Annotated in this window: 23 protein-coding genes; 3 read left to right on the top strand and 20 right to left on the bottom strand. The window is 42.8% G+C overall.

Annotated elements, in window-relative coordinates; genetic code table 11:
* Window positions 1-16 precede the first annotated feature (16 nt).
* The 19 genes from rpsH to rpsL all read right to left on the bottom strand — a co-directional run bounded on the left by rpsH (window position 17) and on the right by rpsL (window position 10,213).
* Window positions 17-415, bottom strand: a complete 399-nt coding sequence (rpsH, locus tag AAAH86_RS00455; RefSeq protein ID WP_343485522.1) for a 30S ribosomal protein S8 — start codon at window positions 413-415, stop codon at window positions 17-19.
* A gap of 21 nt (window positions 416-436) precedes the next feature.
* A complete protein-coding gene (rpsN, locus tag AAAH86_RS00450) occupies window positions 437-706 on the bottom strand; it encodes a 30S ribosomal protein S14 (protein WP_105000071.1) in 270 nt (89 codons plus the stop codon).
* 1 nt (window position 707) lies between these two features.
* A complete protein-coding gene (gene rplE, locus AAAH86_RS00445) occupies window positions 708-1,259 on the bottom strand; it encodes a 50S ribosomal protein L5 (protein WP_343485521.1) in 552 nt (183 codons plus the stop codon).
* Window positions 1,260-1,261: 2 nt separating this feature from the next.
* Window positions 1,262-1,576, bottom strand: coding sequence for a 50S ribosomal protein L24 (gene rplX / locus AAAH86_RS00440; protein ID WP_343486806.1), 315 nt, complete (start codon window positions 1,574-1,576; stop codon window positions 1,262-1,264).
* 10 nt (window positions 1,577-1,586) lie between these two features.
* On the bottom strand, window positions 1,587-1,955 hold the full coding sequence (rplN, locus tag AAAH86_RS00435) for a 50S ribosomal protein L14 (protein ID WP_343485520.1): 369 nt from the start codon (window positions 1,953-1,955) through the stop codon (window positions 1,587-1,589).
* A gap of 2 nt (window positions 1,956-1,957) precedes the next feature.
* Window positions 1,958-2,224, bottom strand: a complete 267-nt coding sequence (rpsQ, locus tag AAAH86_RS00430; protein WP_343485519.1) for a 30S ribosomal protein S17 — start codon at window positions 2,222-2,224, stop codon at window positions 1,958-1,960.
* Window positions 2,225-2,237: 13 nt separating this feature from the next.
* Window positions 2,238-2,429 carry a 50S ribosomal protein L29 gene (rpmC, locus tag AAAH86_RS00425; protein WP_343485518.1) on the bottom strand — a complete coding sequence of 64 codons (192 nt, stop codon included), beginning with the start codon at window positions 2,427-2,429 and terminating at the stop codon, window positions 2,238-2,240.
* Between the two features lie 11 nt (window positions 2,430-2,440).
* On the bottom strand, window positions 2,441-2,860 hold the full coding sequence (rplP, locus tag AAAH86_RS00420; protein ID WP_343485517.1) for a 50S ribosomal protein L16: 420 nt from the start codon (window positions 2,858-2,860) through the stop codon (window positions 2,441-2,443).
* A 19-nt stretch (window positions 2,861-2,879) separates the two neighbouring features.
* Window positions 2,880-3,596, bottom strand: coding sequence for a 30S ribosomal protein S3 (gene rpsC / locus AAAH86_RS00415; RefSeq protein ID WP_343485516.1), 717 nt, complete (start codon window positions 3,594-3,596; stop codon window positions 2,880-2,882).
* Between the two features lie 8 nt (window positions 3,597-3,604).
* Window positions 3,605-4,012, bottom strand: a complete 408-nt coding sequence (gene rplV / locus AAAH86_RS00410; protein ID WP_343485515.1) for a 50S ribosomal protein L22 — start codon at window positions 4,010-4,012, stop codon at window positions 3,605-3,607.
* Window positions 4,013-4,018: 6 nt separating this feature from the next.
* Window positions 4,019-4,297, bottom strand: coding sequence for a 30S ribosomal protein S19 (rpsS, locus tag AAAH86_RS00405; protein WP_339143656.1), 279 nt, complete (start codon window positions 4,295-4,297; stop codon window positions 4,019-4,021).
* A 6-nt stretch (window positions 4,298-4,303) separates the two neighbouring features.
* The gene (gene rplB, locus AAAH86_RS00400) at window positions 4,304-5,128 is read right to left on the bottom strand and encodes a 50S ribosomal protein L2 (protein WP_343485514.1); all 825 of its coding nucleotides are present in this window, start codon (window positions 5,126-5,128) and stop codon (window positions 4,304-4,306) included.
* Between the two features lie 9 nt (window positions 5,129-5,137).
* Window positions 5,138-5,428 (bottom strand): 50S ribosomal protein L23, encoded by a 291-nt coding sequence (rplW, locus tag AAAH86_RS00395; protein WP_343485513.1) that lies wholly within the window; start codon window positions 5,426-5,428, stop codon window positions 5,138-5,140.
* A gap of 7 nt (window positions 5,429-5,435) precedes the next feature.
* On the bottom strand, window positions 5,436-6,065 hold the full coding sequence (gene rplD / locus AAAH86_RS00390) for a 50S ribosomal protein L4 (RefSeq protein WP_343485512.1): 630 nt from the start codon (window positions 6,063-6,065) through the stop codon (window positions 5,436-5,438).
* Window positions 6,066-6,069: 4 nt separating this feature from the next.
* Window positions 6,070-6,687, bottom strand: coding sequence for a 50S ribosomal protein L3 (rplC, locus tag AAAH86_RS00385; protein WP_343485511.1), 618 nt, complete (start codon window positions 6,685-6,687; stop codon window positions 6,070-6,072).
* Between the two features lie 209 nt (window positions 6,688-6,896).
* Complete coding sequence (rpsJ, locus tag AAAH86_RS00380) at window positions 6,897-7,202, bottom strand: 30S ribosomal protein S10 (protein WP_007094989.1); 306 nt, start codon at window positions 7,200-7,202, stop codon at window positions 6,897-6,899.
* 10 nt (window positions 7,203-7,212) lie between these two features.
* The gene (gene fusA / locus AAAH86_RS00375; protein ID WP_343485510.1) at window positions 7,213-9,342 is read right to left on the bottom strand and encodes an elongation factor G; all 2,130 of its coding nucleotides are present in this window, start codon (window positions 9,340-9,342) and stop codon (window positions 7,213-7,215) included.
* A gap of 7 nt (window positions 9,343-9,349) precedes the next feature.
* The gene (gene rpsG, locus AAAH86_RS00370) at window positions 9,350-9,826 is read right to left on the bottom strand and encodes a 30S ribosomal protein S7 (protein WP_343485509.1); all 477 of its coding nucleotides are present in this window, start codon (window positions 9,824-9,826) and stop codon (window positions 9,350-9,352) included.
* Between the two features lie 12 nt (window positions 9,827-9,838).
* On the bottom strand, window positions 9,839-10,213 hold the full coding sequence (gene rpsL / locus AAAH86_RS00365; RefSeq protein ID WP_045801201.1) for a 30S ribosomal protein S12: 375 nt from the start codon (window positions 10,211-10,213) through the stop codon (window positions 9,839-9,841).
* Between the two features lie 514 nt (window positions 10,214-10,727).
* On the opposite strand from rpsL, the gene AAAH86_RS00360 reads away from it, so the two are divergent.
* The 3 genes from AAAH86_RS00360 to AAAH86_RS00350 are packed head-to-tail and all read left to right on the top strand — an operon-like array spanning window position 10,728 to window position 16,770.
* Complete coding sequence (locus tag AAAH86_RS00360) at window positions 10,728-14,000, top strand: SusC/RagA family TonB-linked outer membrane protein (RefSeq protein ID WP_343485508.1); 3,273 nt, start codon at window positions 10,728-10,730, stop codon at window positions 13,998-14,000.
* An 11-nt stretch (window positions 14,001-14,011) separates the two neighbouring features.
* Complete coding sequence (locus AAAH86_RS00355; RefSeq protein ID WP_343485507.1) at window positions 14,012-15,721, top strand: SusD/RagB family nutrient-binding outer membrane lipoprotein; 1,710 nt, start codon at window positions 14,012-14,014, stop codon at window positions 15,719-15,721.
* Window positions 15,722-15,735: 14 nt separating this feature from the next.
* Window positions 15,736-16,770, top strand: coding sequence for a hypothetical protein (locus tag AAAH86_RS00350; RefSeq protein WP_343485506.1), 1,035 nt, complete (start codon window positions 15,736-15,738; stop codon window positions 16,768-16,770).
* Between the two features lie 68 nt (window positions 16,771-16,838).
* Here the strand turns inward: AAAH86_RS00350 and AAAH86_RS00345 are convergent, their stop codons facing one another.
* Window positions 16,839-17,600 (bottom strand): hypothetical protein, encoded by a 762-nt coding sequence (locus AAAH86_RS00345; RefSeq protein ID WP_343485505.1) that lies wholly within the window; start codon window positions 17,598-17,600, stop codon window positions 16,839-16,841.
* Window positions 17,601-17,617: the final 17 nt, after the last annotated feature.

Raw genomic sequence — 17,617 nt, 5'->3', positions numbered from 1 at the left:
TTTTACACTTTTCTTTTTAGTATACGTAGCACAATACTTCGCCACCTACATTTTCTTGCTTGGCCCGCTTGCTTGTCATGACACCATGCGATGTTGAGACAATTGCAATGCCCAAACCGTTCAATACGCGGGGTACTTTGCCTGCGCCTGTATATTTTCTCAGACCGGGTTTACTGACACGCTGCAGCTTTTTGATGACCGGTTCTTTGGTGATCTTGTCATACTTCAAGGCGATTTTGATATTGCCTTGAGCAGTCTCATCTTCAAACTTATAGCTCAATATGTAGCCTTGGTCGAACAAAATCTTGGTCATCTCTTTCTTCAAGTTGGAAGCAGGAATATCTACCACCCGATGACCTGCCCTGCTGGCATTTCGAATTCTGGTCAAATAATCTGAAATTGGATCTGTTAACATCTCTTCAATTCTTTAATTCGGTTACCAACTTGCTTTTTTCACCCCTGGAATCAATCCCTGATTGGCCATTTCACGAAAAGTTACCCTTGAGATACCAAAATTTCTCATGTATCCCCTTGGTCTTCCCGTCAACTTGCATCGATTGCGCATACGCACTGGCGATGCATTTTTAGGCAACTTTTGCAAAGCCTCATAATCACCGGCTTCTTTCAAAGCTTTACGCTTTTCAGCATACTTGGCTACCATTTTTGCCCTTTTTCGTTCACGGGCTTTCATTGATTCTTTGGCCATCTTAATTCTTTTTGAAGGGTAATCCCAATTCGCTTAACAATGATTTTGCTTCTTTATCGGTTTCAGCAGATGTCACAAAGGTGATATCCATACCGTTGATTCTGTTTATCTTATCAATATTGATTTCAGGAAAGATAATTTGCTCGGTGATACCGAGATTATAGTTTCCTCGACCATCAAACCCAGTGGCACGAACCCCTTGAAAGTCACGTACCCTTGGCAAGGCTGTTGTAATCAATCGATCTAAAAACTCGTACATGCGCTCACCTCTAAGGGTCACTTTGGCCCCAATGGGCATCCCTTTACGCAATTTAAAGGATGCAACATCCTTCTTTGAAAGGGTGGCGATAGCCTTTTGACCTGTAATATTGGTCAACTCATCCACGGCGTGGTCAATCAACTTTTTATCGGCAACTGCGGCACCGACACCTCGGCTCACCACAATCTTTTGAAGCTTGGGCACCTGCATGATGTTCTTGTAACCGAACTCATCTGTAAGTGCTTTTGTCACACGCTCTTGATATTCTTTCTTTAATCTTGGAATGTAGCTCATAACTATAGTAATTCTCCAGATTTTTTGGCAACTCGTACTTTTTTGCCATCCTTGATTTCGAAACCGACCCTTGTTGCATCACCCGATTTGGGGTCGATCAACGAAAGGTTTGAAACATGAATGGGCGCTTCTTTCTCTACTATGCCACCTTGAGGATTCTGTGCACTTGGCTTCTCATGCTTCTTTACCACATTCGAGCCCTCAACAATAGCTTTGTTTTTCTCGCGGTCGATACGTAGAATCTTGCCCTCGGCACCTTTATGGTCACCTGCAATCACCCTTACGGTATCTCCTGTCTTTATCTTCAATTTTGTCATCATCATTCAATTAAAGCACTTCAGGTGCCAATGAGACTATCTTCATAAACTGTTTGTCACGCAACTCTCTTGCCACAGGGCCAAAAACACGGGTTCCACGCATTTCGCCAGTGGGGTTCAACAGCACACAGGCATTATCATCAAATCGGATGTAAGAACCGTCAGGTCTTCTCACCTCTTTCTTGGTTCTGACCACCACAGCGGTTGAGACGGCCCCTTTTTTGATGGTACCATTCGGTGTAGCCTCTTTTACGGTGACCACAATCTTGTCACCAATGGATGCATACCTTCTTTTTGTTCCCCCGAGTACGCGAATGGTCAGTACCTCTTTGGCACCTGTATTATCCGCAACTTTTAATCTTGACTCTTGCTGTAACATGATTATTTAGCTCTTTCTAGGATTTCGACCAATCGCCAGCACTTTGTCTTGCTCATAGGTCGGGTTTCCATAATTTTTACGGTATCACCTTCGTTGCAGTCGTTTTTCTCATCGTGGGCAACGTACTTTTTGGTCTTCAAAACGAATTTACCGTACATGGGATGCTTCACACGCTTCACCTCAGAAACGACGATGGATTTTTCCATCTTGCTGCTGGTCACAACCCCGATTCTTTCTTTTCTTAAATTTCTTGTGATGTTTTCTTCCATAAGGCAGAATCCGTTATTCTTGTTCCCTTTTAGTTAACTCTGTTGCCAATCTTGCGACTGTTCTTCTTGTGCTTCTGATCTGCATTGGGTTTTCCAATGGTGTGACCGCGTGGGCCATTTTCAAATCAGCATATTCTTTTTTCAACTCAGCCAATTTTTGCTGAAGCTCTTCAACCGATAGTTCTTTTATCTCTGCTTGTTTCATCTCGTATCAGTTTATGCCTCGTAATCTCTAGCGACTACAAATTTTGTTTTTACCGGCAGTTTTTGGGCTGCCAATCGCAATGCTTCTTTGGCAATATCGTAAGGTACACCTGCCACCTCGAACATGATTCTGCCGGGTTTTACCACGGCAACGAAATATTCGGGAGCACCTTTACCCTTACCCATACGCACCTCTAGAGGCTTTTTTGTGATGGGCTTGTCTGGGAAAATCTTTATCCATAACTGCCCTTGCCTTTTCATATATCGTGTAGCGGCGATACGCGCAGCTTCAATCTGACGTGATGTGATGAAGTGTGAATCCAAAGACTTGATACCGAACATACCATTTGATAGTTGGTGCCCTCTTTGTGAGTTACCCTTCATGCGCCCTTTCTGGGCTTTACGAAATTTTGTTCTTTTCGGCTGTAACATCTTGTTCTACCTTTTCAAATTACTTTCTGCGACGTTGTCTTTTGCCACCGTCTTGTTTTCCACCTTTGGAACCGCCTTTTGAAAGACCGACCAATGGAGAAAGCTCACGCTTGCCATAGACCTCGCCCTTCATGATCCATACTTTCACACCCAATCTTCCATAGGTAGTGTGGGCTTCGGTCATCGCATAGTCAACATCAGCCCTGAAGGTCGAAAGTGGAATTCTTCCTTCTTTATACGATTCTGAACGTGCCATCTCAGCACCGTTCAAACGGCCTGAAATCTGAATTTTGATACCCTCGGCATTCATTCGCATGGCGGCAGCGATTGCCATTTTGATGGCGCGGCGATATGAGATTCTGCTCTCAATCTGTCGTGCGACACTGGCCGCGACCAGATTGGCATCCAATTCTGGTCTTTTAATTTCGTGGATGTTGATTTGAACCTCCTTATTGGTGATTTTCTTCAACTCTTCTTTCAGCTTGTCAACTTCTTGGCCTCCCTTACCGATAATAATACCGGGGCGAGCCGTAGTTATCGTGATGGTGATGAGTTTGAGCGTTCGCTCAATGATGACTCGTGAGACACTGGCTTTTGCCAAACGGGCGTGGATGTACTTTCTGATCTTATCATCCTCTGCCAACTTATCTCCGTAATCGTCACCGCCATACCAGTTGGACTCCCATCCCCTGATGATTCCTAAACGATTACCTATCGGATTGGTTTTTTGTCCCATATTCCTTTTTAGCTTTCTACGTTATTGTTGGCACCCAACACCAAGGTCACATGGTTTGAGCGCTTTCTGATTCTATGTGCACGGCCCTGTGGTGCAGGTCGCAATCTTTTTAGCATGGTGCCGCCATCTACTCGGATTTCCTTTATAAAAAGATCGGCATCCTCAATGTTGGCATCTTCGTTCTTTGCTTCCCAATTGGCAATGGCAGAAAGCAATAGCTTTTCCAATCTTCTGGAAGCTTCCTTTTGGTTAAAGCGAAGAATGGCCAGTGCCATTTCAATTTGCTTGCCACGAATCAAGTCGGCCACCAAACGCATTTTTCGCGGTGATGTCGGGCAGTTGTTCAGTTTGGCAAAAGCCATCTCTTTCTTCTCTGCCTTGATTCTTTCAGCCATTTGTCTTTTTCGAACTCCCATAGCTTACTACTTTTTGCCTTTGTTTTTAGCACCAGCGTGCCCACGGAAGGAACGCGTTGGTGAAAATTCGCCCAATTTGTGGCCTACCATATTTTCGGTGACGTATACAGGAACAAATTGCCTGCCGTTATGTACCGCAATGGTCTGCCCCACAAAATCAGGGGTTATCATTGAAGCCCTTGACCATGTCTTGATGACGGATTTCTTTCCGCTTTCAACATTCTGCTGGACTTTTTTCTCTAAACTGTGATGAACGTAAGGTCCTTTTTTTAATGAACGTGCCATGTACTGTTATTTCTTTTTACGTTCTACGATATATTTATTACTGTCTTTGGTACGAGAACGGGTTCTGAATCCTTTGGCAGGAATACCGTTCTTAGACCTTGGGTGACCTCCGGAAGCTCTACCCTCACCACCACCCATGGGGTGATCGACAGGGTTCATCGCCACAGGTCTGGTTCTTGGCCTTCTGCCCAACCATCTGCTTCGACCCGCTTTACCGGACACCAACAACTGGTGGTCAGAGTTGGAAACTGCACCGATAGTGGCCATACAGTTGGCCAAAACCATTCGCGTTTCACCCGAAGGCAACTTAATCGTGACGAACTTGCCATCTTTTGCCATCAACTGTGCAAAAGTACCCGCACTACGTGCCATGACGGCACCTTGACCAGGACGCAACTCAATACATGAGATGATAGTACCCAAAGGAATCTGGCTCAAAGGCATTGCGTTACCAATTTCTGGGGCCGCCTTTTCACCTGCAATTACCTTTTGGCCTACCTGCAATCCATTTTGGGCGATGATGTATCGTTTTTCACCATCTTTATATTCTACCAAAGCGATAAATGCGCTTCGGTTCGGATCGTACTGGATTGATTTCACCTCGGCAGCAACATCTTGCTTATCTCTTTTGAAATCAATGATACGGTACCTTCTTTTGTGACCACCACCTCTATGGCGCATGGTCATTTTTCCTTGACTGTTTCTACCACCGGTCTTTTTTAACGGAGCAAGCAAGCTTTTCTCCGGCTTGTCAGCAGTCAATGCGTCAAATCCATTGACTACTCTAAAACGCTGTCCCGGGGTTATCGGTTTTAATTTTCTAACTGACATTATTTGTCTTTATAGATTACTGTAAAAATCGATTACATCGCCTTCGGCCACATCTACTATCGCCTTTTTCAAGGCGTTGGTCTTGCCGTGCTGTATACCTGTCTTGGTATAGCGCGTTCTACGGCTTGGGCCATAGTTCATTGTTCGCACTTTCTCAACAGTCACACCATAAGTTGCCTCGACCGCATCTTTGATTTGCAATTTGTTGGCCTTTGGGTCAACATAAAAACCATAGCGATTGAAAAGCTCGCTATCAGCGGTCATTTTTTCAGTAATGATTGGTTTGATCAACACACCCATTTTGAAACTATTTACTTAGGTTCGACTGAATTTCTTCTACCGCGCCCTCAAACAAGACTACACTTTTAGCGTTTAAAATCTTGTAAGTGTTTAATTCTGAATTGGTTATAACCTCATAACCTTTCAAATTACGCGACGACAAATATACATTATTGCTAGTGTCTCCCAACACGAACAATGACTTTTTATTTTCGAGTCCCAATGACTTGAGAACATTGACAAAATCTTTTGTCTTTGGAGCATCAAAATTGAAGTCTTCAACAACCATCAATTCCTTTTCCTTTGACTTTAAACTCAATGCTGATTTTCTTGCCAAACGCTTGACGTTTTTGTTCAACTTTTGAGTGTAGTCTTTGGGTCTTGGACCAAAAATTCGTCCTCCACCTTTAAAAATTGGAGACTTGATACTACCGGCACGTGCTGTACCTGTACCTTTCTGCTTTTTAATCTTTCGCGTGCTTCCAACAATTTCAGCACGTTCTTTAGACTTGTGCGTACCCTGTCTCTGGTGTGCCAAATATTGTTTGACATCCAAATAGATGGCGTGCTCGTTGGGCTCTATAGCGAAAACATCGTCAGAAAGATCGACCTTTCTGCCTGTTTCTTTTCCTTTACTATCTAATACAGCTAATTTCATCCCCCTACTTTTCTACGGTTACGTAAGCGTTTTTGTGACCAGGAACAGCTCCCTTTACAACCAAGATGTTTTTCTCAGGAACCACCTTCAACACGCGAAGGTTCTGAACGGTAACGCGTTCGTTGCCCATTCTACCCGCCATTTTCATTCCCTTGAAAACTCTTGAAGGCGTTGAAGCCGCACCGATGGAACCTGGGGCACGAAGTCTGTTGTGCTGCCCATGCGTTGCTTGGCCAACCCCACCAAAGCCATGGCGTTTTACCACACCTTGAAAGCCTTTACCTTTTGATGTACCTACGACATCAACAAATTCTCCTTCAACAAAAAGGTCAACACCAACAGTGTCGCCCAATTTGTATTCTCCTTCAAAATCTCGGAACTCAACGACTTTCTTCTTTGGCGCGACACCGGCTTTTTTGAAATGGCCCATCTCGGCCTTGCCAGTACGTTTTTCTGCCTTGTCATCGAAACCGAGCTGAAGGGCACTGTACCCGTCTACCTCTTCGGTTCTGACTTGGGTAACCACGCATGGCCCTGCCTCGATGACGGTACATGGAATGTTCTTTCCATTCTCATCAAAGATGCTGGTCATGCCGATTTTTTTTCCTATTAACCCAGACATTTTCTTAGATTTAAGACGTCAGACGGTAGATTTTAGACTATCGCCGTTCGTCTACATTAACTTTTTTTTCTTTATTTCAACCGCCAATTTCTTGGCAAAAAAATTGGGTCAAAGAAAATATTCTGTGACCCAGATAGTTTTCTTTTTCCCGTTTTTCCTTCGCTCGCAGCTCAGGACATGTTAGCCCCTTCTCGTAAGGGCGTGCAAATTTACACTTTTATTTCGACTTCTACACCACTCGGAAGCTCTAATTTCATCAAAGCATCAATGGTTTTTGAAGAAGAACTGTAAATATCGAGCAAACGCTTGTATGAACTCAGCTGAAATTGCTCTCTAGATTTCTTGTTCACGTGTGGTGAACGTAAAACCGTAAATATCTTTTTGTGCGTCGGCAAAGGGATTGGACCTGTTACCACGGCACCTGTTGTCTTGACTGTCTTTACGATTTTCTCAGCAGACTTGTCCACCAAATTATGGTCGTAAGACTTTAACTTTATCCTAATTTTTTGACTCATCTCTCTGAAATTAAACCGTTACTCCTTTAGCTGCCTTGATGACCTCTTCGGCAATGTTCGATGGTGTTTCTGCATAGTGCGAGAATTCCATCGTTGATGTTGCACGACCTGAGCTCAATGTACGCAATGATGTTACATAACCGAACATCTCAGAAAGTGGCACATCGGCCTTGATAACTTTTGAACCTGCACGGTCGTCCATATTGTTGACCTGGCCTCTTCTTCTGTTCAAGTCACCAACGATATCACCCATGTTTTCTTCTGGGGTCAGAACTTCCAACTTCATGATAGGCTCCATCAAGACGGCACGGGCAGCTTTTGCAGCTTCTTTATACCCCAATTTAGCCGCCAATTCGAACGAAAGCGAATCAGAATCCACGGGGTGGAATGAACCATCCTTAAGGGTGATTTTCATCGAATCCATCTCGAATCCAGCCAAAGGCCCATTTTTCATGGCCTCTTTAAATCCTTTTTCTACGGATGGTATATATTCTTTGGGAATGTTACCTCCCTTGATTTCGTTGACAAATTCCAGACCTTGCTTTTCGGCATCTTCAACAGGCTCCATAACAAATACGATATCAGCAAATTTACCACGACCACCGGTCTGCTTCTTGTAGACCTCTCTATGGTTTGCAGTGGCTGTCAATGCCTCTTTGTACTCAACTTGAGGTTGCCCTTGGTTTACTTCTACCTTGAATTCACGTCTCAAACGGTCAACGATGATATCTAAATGAAGCTCGCCCATACCCGAAATAATGGTCTGGCCTGAAGCCTCATCAGTTTTCACTTGGAAGGTTGGATCTTCTTCGGCCAATTTGGCCAAAGCCATGCCCAATTTATCAACGTCTGCCTTGGTTTTAGGCTCCACGGCAATACCGATTACTGGATCTGGAAAGACCATACTTTCCAGAACAATCGGATGCTTCTCGTCTGAGAGTGTGTCACCCGTTTTGATGTCTTTAAATCCTACCGCAGCACCAATATCACCCGCAGCAATGCTTTCAATGGCATTTTGCTTGTTCGAGTGCATCTGATAGATTCTTGAAATACGTTCTTTGTTGCCTGAACGGTTGTTCAATACATACGAACCGGCATCCAATTTGCCCGAATAGGCCCTAAAGAAAGCCAAACGGCCCACAAAAGGGTCCGTAGCAATCTTGAATGCCAGGGCTGCAAATGGTTCTTTGGGATCTGGCTTACGGGCAATTTCTTCACCTGTGTTTGGGTTTTCACCAACAATGGCATCCTTATCCAATGGAGAAGGAAGATATCGACATACAGCATCCAATAAGAATTGAACCCCTTTATTTTTAAAGGCAGAACCGCAAATCATTGGAATGATGCTCATATCCATCACCGCAGCACGGAGCGCAGCATGGATTTCCTCTTCGGTGATGGAGTTTTCATCCTCAAAGAATTTCTCCATCAAATTTTCATCGTATTCCGCCACTGCCTCAATCAAAGCGGCACGATACTCTTTAACCTCAGCTTCCATCTCTGCCGGAATATCAACAACGTCAAATGTAGAACCAAAGTTATCTTCATGCCATACAATGGCGCGGTTCTTCACCAAGTCTACAATACCTTTAAAATCGGCCTCATCACCAATGGGCAATACGATTGGTACGGCATTCGACTTCAACATATCTTTCACCTGCTGGCAAACGGCCAAAAAGTTAGAGCCCTGACGGTCCATCTTGTTGACAAAACCCATTCGTGGTACCTTATAGTTATCGGCCAACCTCCAGTTGGTCTCTGACTGGGGCTCAACGCCATCAACGGCGCTGAACAAAAACACCAATCCGTCCAAAACACGAAGAGAACGGTTCACCTCAACGGTAAAGTCAACGTGCCCGGGAGTGTCAATAATATTAAAGTGGTAATCTTTTGATTCTGGGAGGGGCTTTGCGTTTTCCATGGGGAATGTCCAGCTACAGGTTGTAGCGGCAGAAGTAATGGTGATACCGCGCTCTTGCTCTTGTTCCATCCAATCCATGGTAGCGGCACCATCATGTACCTCACCAATCTTGTGGCTCACCCCGGTATAAAAAAGGATGCGCTCTGTAGTGGTGGTCTTACCGGCATCGATATGCGCAGCAATCCCTATATTTCTTGTGTATTTTAAATCTCTTGCCATTTGTCAATTAAAATCTAAAGTGGGAGAATGCTTTGTTGGCCTCTGCCATTTTGTGGGTATCGACACGTTTCTTTACCGCAGCACCCTCTTCTTTTGCAGCGGCCAAAATCTCAGCGGCCAATTTTTGGGCCATTGATTTTTCGTTACGCTTTCTAGAGAAAGAAATCAACCATTTCATAGCGGTTGAAATTTTACGGTCAGGACGAATCTGCATTGGAATCTGGAAAGTCGCCCCACCTACACGTCGGCTACGTACCTCTACGTGCGGCATGACATTTGAGAGGGCATCCTTCCAAAGCTCGACCCCAGTTTTTTCATCGTCAGTCTTTTTCTCTTCCACGATATCAATGGCATCGTAGAAAATTTTGAAGGCGACGGATTTCTTTCCGTCCCACATCATCATATTGACAAACCTTGTCACCAACTGGTCGTTGAACCTTGGGTCTGGCAACAACGGTCTTTTCTTTGCCTGTTTTTTTCTCATCGAACTCTACTTTTACTTTTTGGGTTGTTTTGCACCGTATTTTGACCTACGTTGTGTACGGCCTGCGACACCGGCAGTGTCGAGTGCGCCGCGAACAATGTGGTAACGAACACCTGGCAAATCTTTCACCCTTCCGCCTCTAACCAATACTATCGAGTGCTCTTGGAGGTTGTGGCCCTCACCGGGAATGTACGCATTCACCTCTTTGCCGTTGGTCAACCTTACCCTTGCGACTTTTCGCATCGCAGAGTTTGGTTTCTTCGGCGTAGTGGTGTATACACGGGTACACACTCCCCGACGTTGGGGGCACGAATCCAAAGCAGCCGATTTACTCTTCTTGGTAATTGTGGCCCTTCCTTTTCGTACTAATTGTGAAATTGTTGGCATTAAAAACCTTTTAAAAATTAAAAAAGCCCCTTTTTTGGGGCTGCAAATGTAGTGATATTTCAATATAATTCAAATAGTGCGAGGATTATTTTCGTGGCCGTTTACAATCCATGAAATTATGCCTGTGAAAATACCCCTTTTAAACTTCCATGGAAAGAGAGTTGCCAAATTCAATACCACATAACAGGACAGGAGATTTCTTCTTTTCACAAGACTCGCAAAACGCATCTATTATGTTCATACCTTAAATATATGTTCATGGCGTTATTGCAATTTATGTCTTCAAACGAACAAGATTTGGCGAGTGCAGATACAGTAATTTTCGAAAACCCATATTTTTCAAATGAGGTTAGTGAAAAAATAGTGTGGTTTTTTTATGCTCTTGATAGTTTATGTGCCACTATTGTAAGTCTTTCCAATTATGTTATCAAAATGTGAAATTTTATAGAAATTATTTTGGATTATTAACATGAAATTGTGATTTTAGCCGCTAGCTAATTCAAATAATTCGAAAATGAGAACAAAACTTAATGGATTGTTAACAATCCTTTTTGCTTTTATTGTTCACCTGTCTTTTGCACAAAGCAAGACAATTACGGGTACGGTTACTGACCAAGGTGGTCTGCCGCTACCAGGAGTGAACATACTAGTTGAAGGAACGACAAATGGAACCCAGACTGATTTTGATGGTAACTATTCCATCTCTGCCAGTACAGGCCAGACGCTTCTTTTCACCTACATTGGTTTGAAAGAAGAGCGCAGAGCTGTTGGTTCAGAAAACGTCATCAACGTCCAAATGCAAGAAGATGCGCAGGCATTGGAAGAAGTAATCGTCACTGCACAAGGTATCAAACGTGAGAAGCAAGCCTTGGGTTATGCTGTATCTGAAGTAGGCAGTGAACAATTGGAACAAAGGTCGGAAGGTGATGTTGGCAGGGTCTTGACAGGTAAGGCATCTGGTTTGAACATCACGCAACAGAGCGGTCTTTCAGGTTCGGGCACAAACATCATCATTCGTGGCTTCAGCTCGTTCAGTGGAAGTAACCAACCACTGTTCATCGTTGATGGTGTACCTTTTTCTAGTGATACCAATAGTGTGGGGGGCACTGATGGTGATGCAACCGATGATTTTATCGACGGTAACTCAGGTTCCAGTAGGTTCTTGGACCTCGACCCCAATAATATTGAGAGTGTCAATGTATTAAAAGGTTTGGCCGCAGCTACACTGTATGGAACACTCGGTAGAAATGGGGTGATTCTTATAACAACCAAGAATGGTTCTTCAAGTGGTGCGGCAAAAAAGAGTGAGATTACCGTGACTTCCTCAATATTTTTCAATGAGATTGCATCGCTGCCAGATTATCAAAATCAATTCGGAAATGGTTTTGACCAAGCTTTCGGGTGGTTCTTCAGTAACTGGGGGCCAAGCTTTGAAAGAGATGGTGTCGCAGGATGGGGCAATGGTATTGATTCAAGACCAGATGTAGGCTTTGATGAAAATGGTACTTTGGCCCACCCATATTCCACAGCGGCAAGTGCAACAGGTATTCCTGCTGCCTTCCCTGAATTTCAAGGGGCTCGCTATGAATGGAGACCCTACAATAGCGTTGGAAGATTTTTTAAGACTGGCGCTGTAACCTCAAATTCAGTTAACGTAAGAGGTGCATCCGAGGATGGCAGATACTCTTACAATGCAAACTTTGGGCACTTAAATGACGAAGGGTTTACGCCTGGCAATAATTTAAGAAGGTATACTTTGGGCCTTGGTGGTAGGGCAATACTTTCGAACAAGTTCACCATTGCAGGTACTTTTAACTTTTCAAATACCGATTTTAAAAGTCCGCCCGTGGCAGCAAGTGTTGGTAATGGTGCTCTGAATGAGGCCACTGGTTCATCTATTTTTGGGGAACTCTTTTTTACTCCCCGTAGTGTAGATTTAATTGGTCTTCCTTTCCAAAATCCAATCGATGGCTCAAGTGTGTACTATCGCCAAAACAATAGTATTCAACATCCACTTTGGACAGCCAACAATGCACAGGTAAGGCAAACAACCAATAGGGTTTTTGGTAACTCATCCATTACTTATAATTTCAACGATAACCTGAACCTTTTGTATAGATTTGGTTTGGATGTTTTCAGTGAGAACAATGTCAACCAACAGAATGCAGGAGGTAGAGGCCAGCCAAACGCTGAGCTGATCAGCGGGTTCTATCAGACTTGGAACAACACCAATACCATTTTGAACCATGATTTGATTCTGAATGGTGACTATGATTTGTCTGAAAAAGTGGGCATGACCTTTAACGTGGGTATCACTTCACGAAGAGAAGTGCTAGATAGAAATGGTGTTGCCAGTAGTGGCCAACAAGTATTTGATGTCTTCAGACACGTTAATTTTGCCAATCAAAATGAAATACAGTTCTTTCAGGAAAGAAATATTGCCGGTGCATTTTTACAGGCAGATTTTGATTATGATAGATGGATATTCTTGACGCTGGCCGGCAGAAATGACTGGGTATCAAACCTAGACATTGAAAACAGGTCTATTTTCTACCCAAGTGCCAGTCTATCGTTCATTCCAACCACTGTAATAGATGGTCTTAAATCAGAAAAAGGTCTTAATTATTTAAAGCTTAGGGCTGGTTTCGGAACTTCAGCAAACTTCCCTGTTGGATATCCTGTAGCGACCAATCTGAACATCAACACACAATTCTTTCAAGATGAAGGTAGCGATATTGTAACCAACTCTGTTGGAAATCGATTGGGTAATCCCGACCTTAAACCAGAGTTGTTGACAGAATTTGAAGTTGGTATTGAATCAAGATTCTTTAACAACAGAGTTTCCTTGGAAGCATCTTATTATAGCAGAACTACCGAGGATTTGATTGTTGATAGGCCTTTAGACCCTTCCACAGGATTTACCAGACAACAAACCAATGTGGGTAAAATTGAAGGTGATGGATTAGAAATTGACCTTGGAGTAGATTTATTCCGCAGTCAAGATGAAGGCGGTTTCAATTGGTCCATCAATGGAAACTTCACAACCAACAATGCTGATGTAGTTGACTTGGGTGCCGATACAGACATTATTGTCTACTCAGGTTTTGCCGATTTAGGTAATGCTGCAATAGAAGGCGAGCAATTAGGCGTCATCGTAGGTACACGAATCGCACGAAACGAAGCAGGAGAATTCCTCGTGGACAGCGCTGGTGATTATGTTGAAGAGCAAGGCCAATTTGTTATCGGAGACCCAAATCCAGATTGGATTCTAAATGTGAACAATAACCTATCTTTCAAGAATTTCAATTTCTCTTTCTTATTGAATTACACGCAAGGGGGAGATATTTATTCTAGAACTGTTTCGACACTTCTAGGAAGAGGGTTAACCACAGACACAGTTGATCGGATCAACACCTTTATTTTACCAGGTGTTCAAGAGTCTGATGGTAGCCCGAACACAAAACAGATAAACAACTCTACATTCTATTTTAACAATGTATTGTTTGGTCCCGATGAGCTCGGTGTCTATGATGGCACGGTGATTCGTCTACAAGAAGTCTCTTTGGGATATTCATTGCCCAAGAAGTTTTTGGATAAGACGCCTTTTGGCTCTTTGAGTGTGACTTTATCTGGTCTGAACTTGTTCTACAAGGCATTGAACGTTCCAGAAGGAACCAACTTTGACCCGAACCAAGCTGGATTAGGTGTTGGTAATGGTAGAGGTTTTGATTTCTTGGCAGGTCCAAGTTCAAGAAGATATGGTCTTAGTGTAAAAGCTTCATTTTAAAAAAAATACAGATGAAAAGAATATTTAAAAAATTCAGTTCTTTACTACTTCTTACAGCAGCTCTTTTGAGCTCTTGTGAGACTACTGAACTAGATTTAACACAGAATCCAAACCAATTGGGTTTGGACCAATCAAGTCCTGATCTCCTTTTGAATTCCATTCAAATAGACTTTGCAACATTTGTTGAGCTTATGGGTCAAAATGGCGCAGACTTGGTAAGAATCGGATATTTGAATGGTAGAAACTATCAGAACATTGCAAACCTATCTCCCGCAGAATTAAACTTGGAGTGGAATATCGCCTATCAAGGTGATAATGCTGAGAGCCTAGATACTGGCTTGGAAGTAAACGGTATTCTTGCCGATATTAGAGCTATGGAACCTGCAGCCGTCGAGAATGAATTGTTCAGACATACCGCGATAGCACAATTCATTGAGGCATACACAATAGTTACCCTGGTAGATTTCTTCGGGGACGTTCCTTACTCAGAAGCTATTCAAGCTGCTTCAGAAACACCCATTTTGAATCCCAATGTAGATTCAGGAGCCAGTATTTATGATGCGGCCCTTGGTTTATTGGATTCGGCGATTGCCAATTTTGAAAGGGATGTGGCCACCGAACCTGCAAACGATTTCTACTATAATGGAAATTGGGGCAATTGGGTTAAGGCCGTTAACACATTGAAAATGAAGATTTATCTTCAAAGAAGGTTGGTAGATGCGAATGCAATAGCCGATTTCAATGCTGTAGTAGCAACTGGTGATTTCATCGACGAAACTTCTGAAGATCTACAATTTCAATGGGGTACAAATTCAATTTTGCCTGACGCAAGACATCCAAGGTATGCAGACAACTACACCCCTTCTGGTGGTGCAGACTATTTGCCAAACTGGTTGATGAATTTGATGAGTACTACTGAGGACCCCAGAATCAGATATTACTTCTACCGCCAGACTAATGCTGTGCCAGGCGAAGAAATTCCACCAAACGAGGAAACTTTGGCCTGTTCTTTAGAACCAGTACCGCAGCATTACACAGATGGTGGTTTCACATTCTGTACATTACCAAATGGGTATTGGGGTCGTGACCACGGTCAAAACGCGGGTATTCCGCCAGATGGTTTCTTTGTAACTATCTATGGGGTATATCCTGTGGGCGGTCTTTTTGATGACAGTACTTTTGATGGCTTATCTGTTGGAGATGGTGCCGGTGGTGCCGGGGTAACCCCTATTTTATTGGCCTCATGGGTTGATTTCATGCAAGCTGAAGTGGCTATGCTGACTAATCCAAGCAGTGCGGAACCATTTATTCTGGCAGGATTGGCAAAATCGGTTGCAAAAGTACAATCGTTCGGTAGTCGTGATTCTTCTGCAAACTTGGCACTGGCTCCCACTGATGGTGATATCACTAACCATAGTAATGATGTTAGTACGGCATTTACAGCTGCTGATGATAACGGAAAATGGAACGTTTTAGCCGAACAATATCTGATTGCACTTTTTGGGAATGGTATCGATGGATATAATTTTTATAGAAGAACAGGTTTTCCAACAACGTTTCAACCAAATCTTGAACCAGAACCTGGTGCTTTCATAAGATCATTGAACTATCCAGCAGATTTTGTAAACAACAATTCATCTGTTGACCCCAAGCCGGATCAAACCGTTCAAGTTTTTTGGGATACGAACCCTGGTTCTCCAACATTCCCAGTAGCTAACTAAAAGAATTAGAAACAATGAAAAGATATTATAGTAAAATTGCAATTGTAGGTTTAGCGCTCATTGCCTTTTTCGCCTGTGAAACCGATGACAAAGTAGTTGACGGTATTTTAGAGGAAGTTGGCACTGGAGCGGTCATCAGAACCATTGACGAGGATAATGACCTAGTGTTTAATGATGAGACTGATTCTTTTGATCCAGGTTCTGCGTACACACTTGTGCTTGAAGAGCAAGACGAAGAAGGCGGTGCACTTCTAGAGAGTGTGGAAATTTACGTGAATTTTGATGATAATTCAGAAGGTGGCACCGACATTTCTACCTCAGAAGTTTTATTGCAGACCCTTCAAGCAAGCGACTTCAGTGCTGGAGATAGAGGCTTGCCACAAGTAACGGTCAGCTACACTTCAGATGAATTGGTTTCTGCAACTGGCATAGATGAATCACTGGTTATTGGAAAAGACAGATTTGAATTTCGTTTGGTCTTGACACTGACCAACGGCGAAGTTTATACCAATAGCGATGTGGGAGGTCCTGTAAGTGGTGGAGCATATTTTTCAGCTCCATTTGAGTACTTTCCTGTTATAGCATGTTCTATCACGGAAAGCCTTGCAGGCACACACACTTATGCGACCACCGATGTGATATCTGCTCCTGGTGCAGGAGGAAACTGCTCAGGGCTTCCACTTGCAGGCACTGTGACATGGACAGAGGTTGAACCTGGTGAATATTCATCTAGTGACATGAGTTTTGGCCAATATGAAGACTGCTACCCCGGGGTTCGAGGACCAGCTGCCGGTGAGGATATCACAATCGTTTGGGATTGTACAGATTTGAACCCCGATGGTGAAGTTTATCTGAATGAAGATGGTGAAGTCGTAGCTACTGATGACGATGCTGAAGAAGAGTTCACCTATTCTTATACGATAACTGACGTAACAGGTCCAGTTATGACTATTGAATTTTCAAGTTCTTCAGGGGATAGGGGAACAGTTGCATTAACAAGAGAAGGCGGTGAGGACTGGCCTGTAATCTTTACTGCAAACAATAATTAATCAATCCTACACATTAAAAAAAAGGCCACCTTTTGAAGGTGGCCTTTTTATTTTTCAAAATCTTTAGACTATAACGTGTTGTAATAAGAAAACAATTCAAAAATATCTTTGTCCCGTTTTAAGTTCAATCCTTTTTCAGAAATAAACTTTTTGATACTCGGATACTTTTCAGACTGGCTAAAGGTTTTAAGGACCTCCTTTTTGGACTGTTTTAAAAAAATAATCGCTTCACCATCATTCTGCTTTTTTCCAACATAGTATTCTTTAGATTCCACAAATCTGTTCGGTACATTCAACTCTAAAGAAGTGCGTGCTTTTTTTCCCTCTTTGAAATACTTTATTTTTCGTTCATATAATTGTAAATCGCCCGCATCGACTCTTCTAAAAAGATAACCTTCGGTTCTTGTTCCACTTTTAGTTTCGTATGTTTTTAACATAACGGGGGTGCCATCAACAACACAATAAATATCCTTTCTTTTAAGAAGTGACTGTATTTTTTCATCGTGTTCATATTTCTTTAATTGAACCTCATCACTGAAGCCATCATAGCGCACATAGGCGTACCCTTCCAAACCATCCTTGCTGTAAATACCTGCCTTTTTGAAGTTCTCATTAAAAAAAGGAGAGCCCTCGTATTTGAACTTTTCAGGTTCATATTTTTTATTCCTGAACTGTTGAAAAACAAAGTCAAGGCCAGGATTTCCACCTTGAGCATCCAAGTCTAAATTTGAACCACTAAAATTGGAATTAGGAAGGTCTTGTGAATGTAGATTCGAATAAGTCAACATCATTGCTGTAAAAGCAATTATTAAATAGGTGTTTCTTCTCATTTTATATTGAATTAGCC

Origin of the sequence: Allomuricauda sp. d1, assembly GCF_039592695.1 — a bacterium.
In the GTDB taxonomy this organism is placed as follows: domain Bacteria; phylum Bacteroidota; class Bacteroidia; order Flavobacteriales; family Flavobacteriaceae; genus Flagellimonas_A.
Note: the sequence above shows the minus strand (reverse complement) of the source record. Positions and strands in the feature narration are given on the sequence as shown.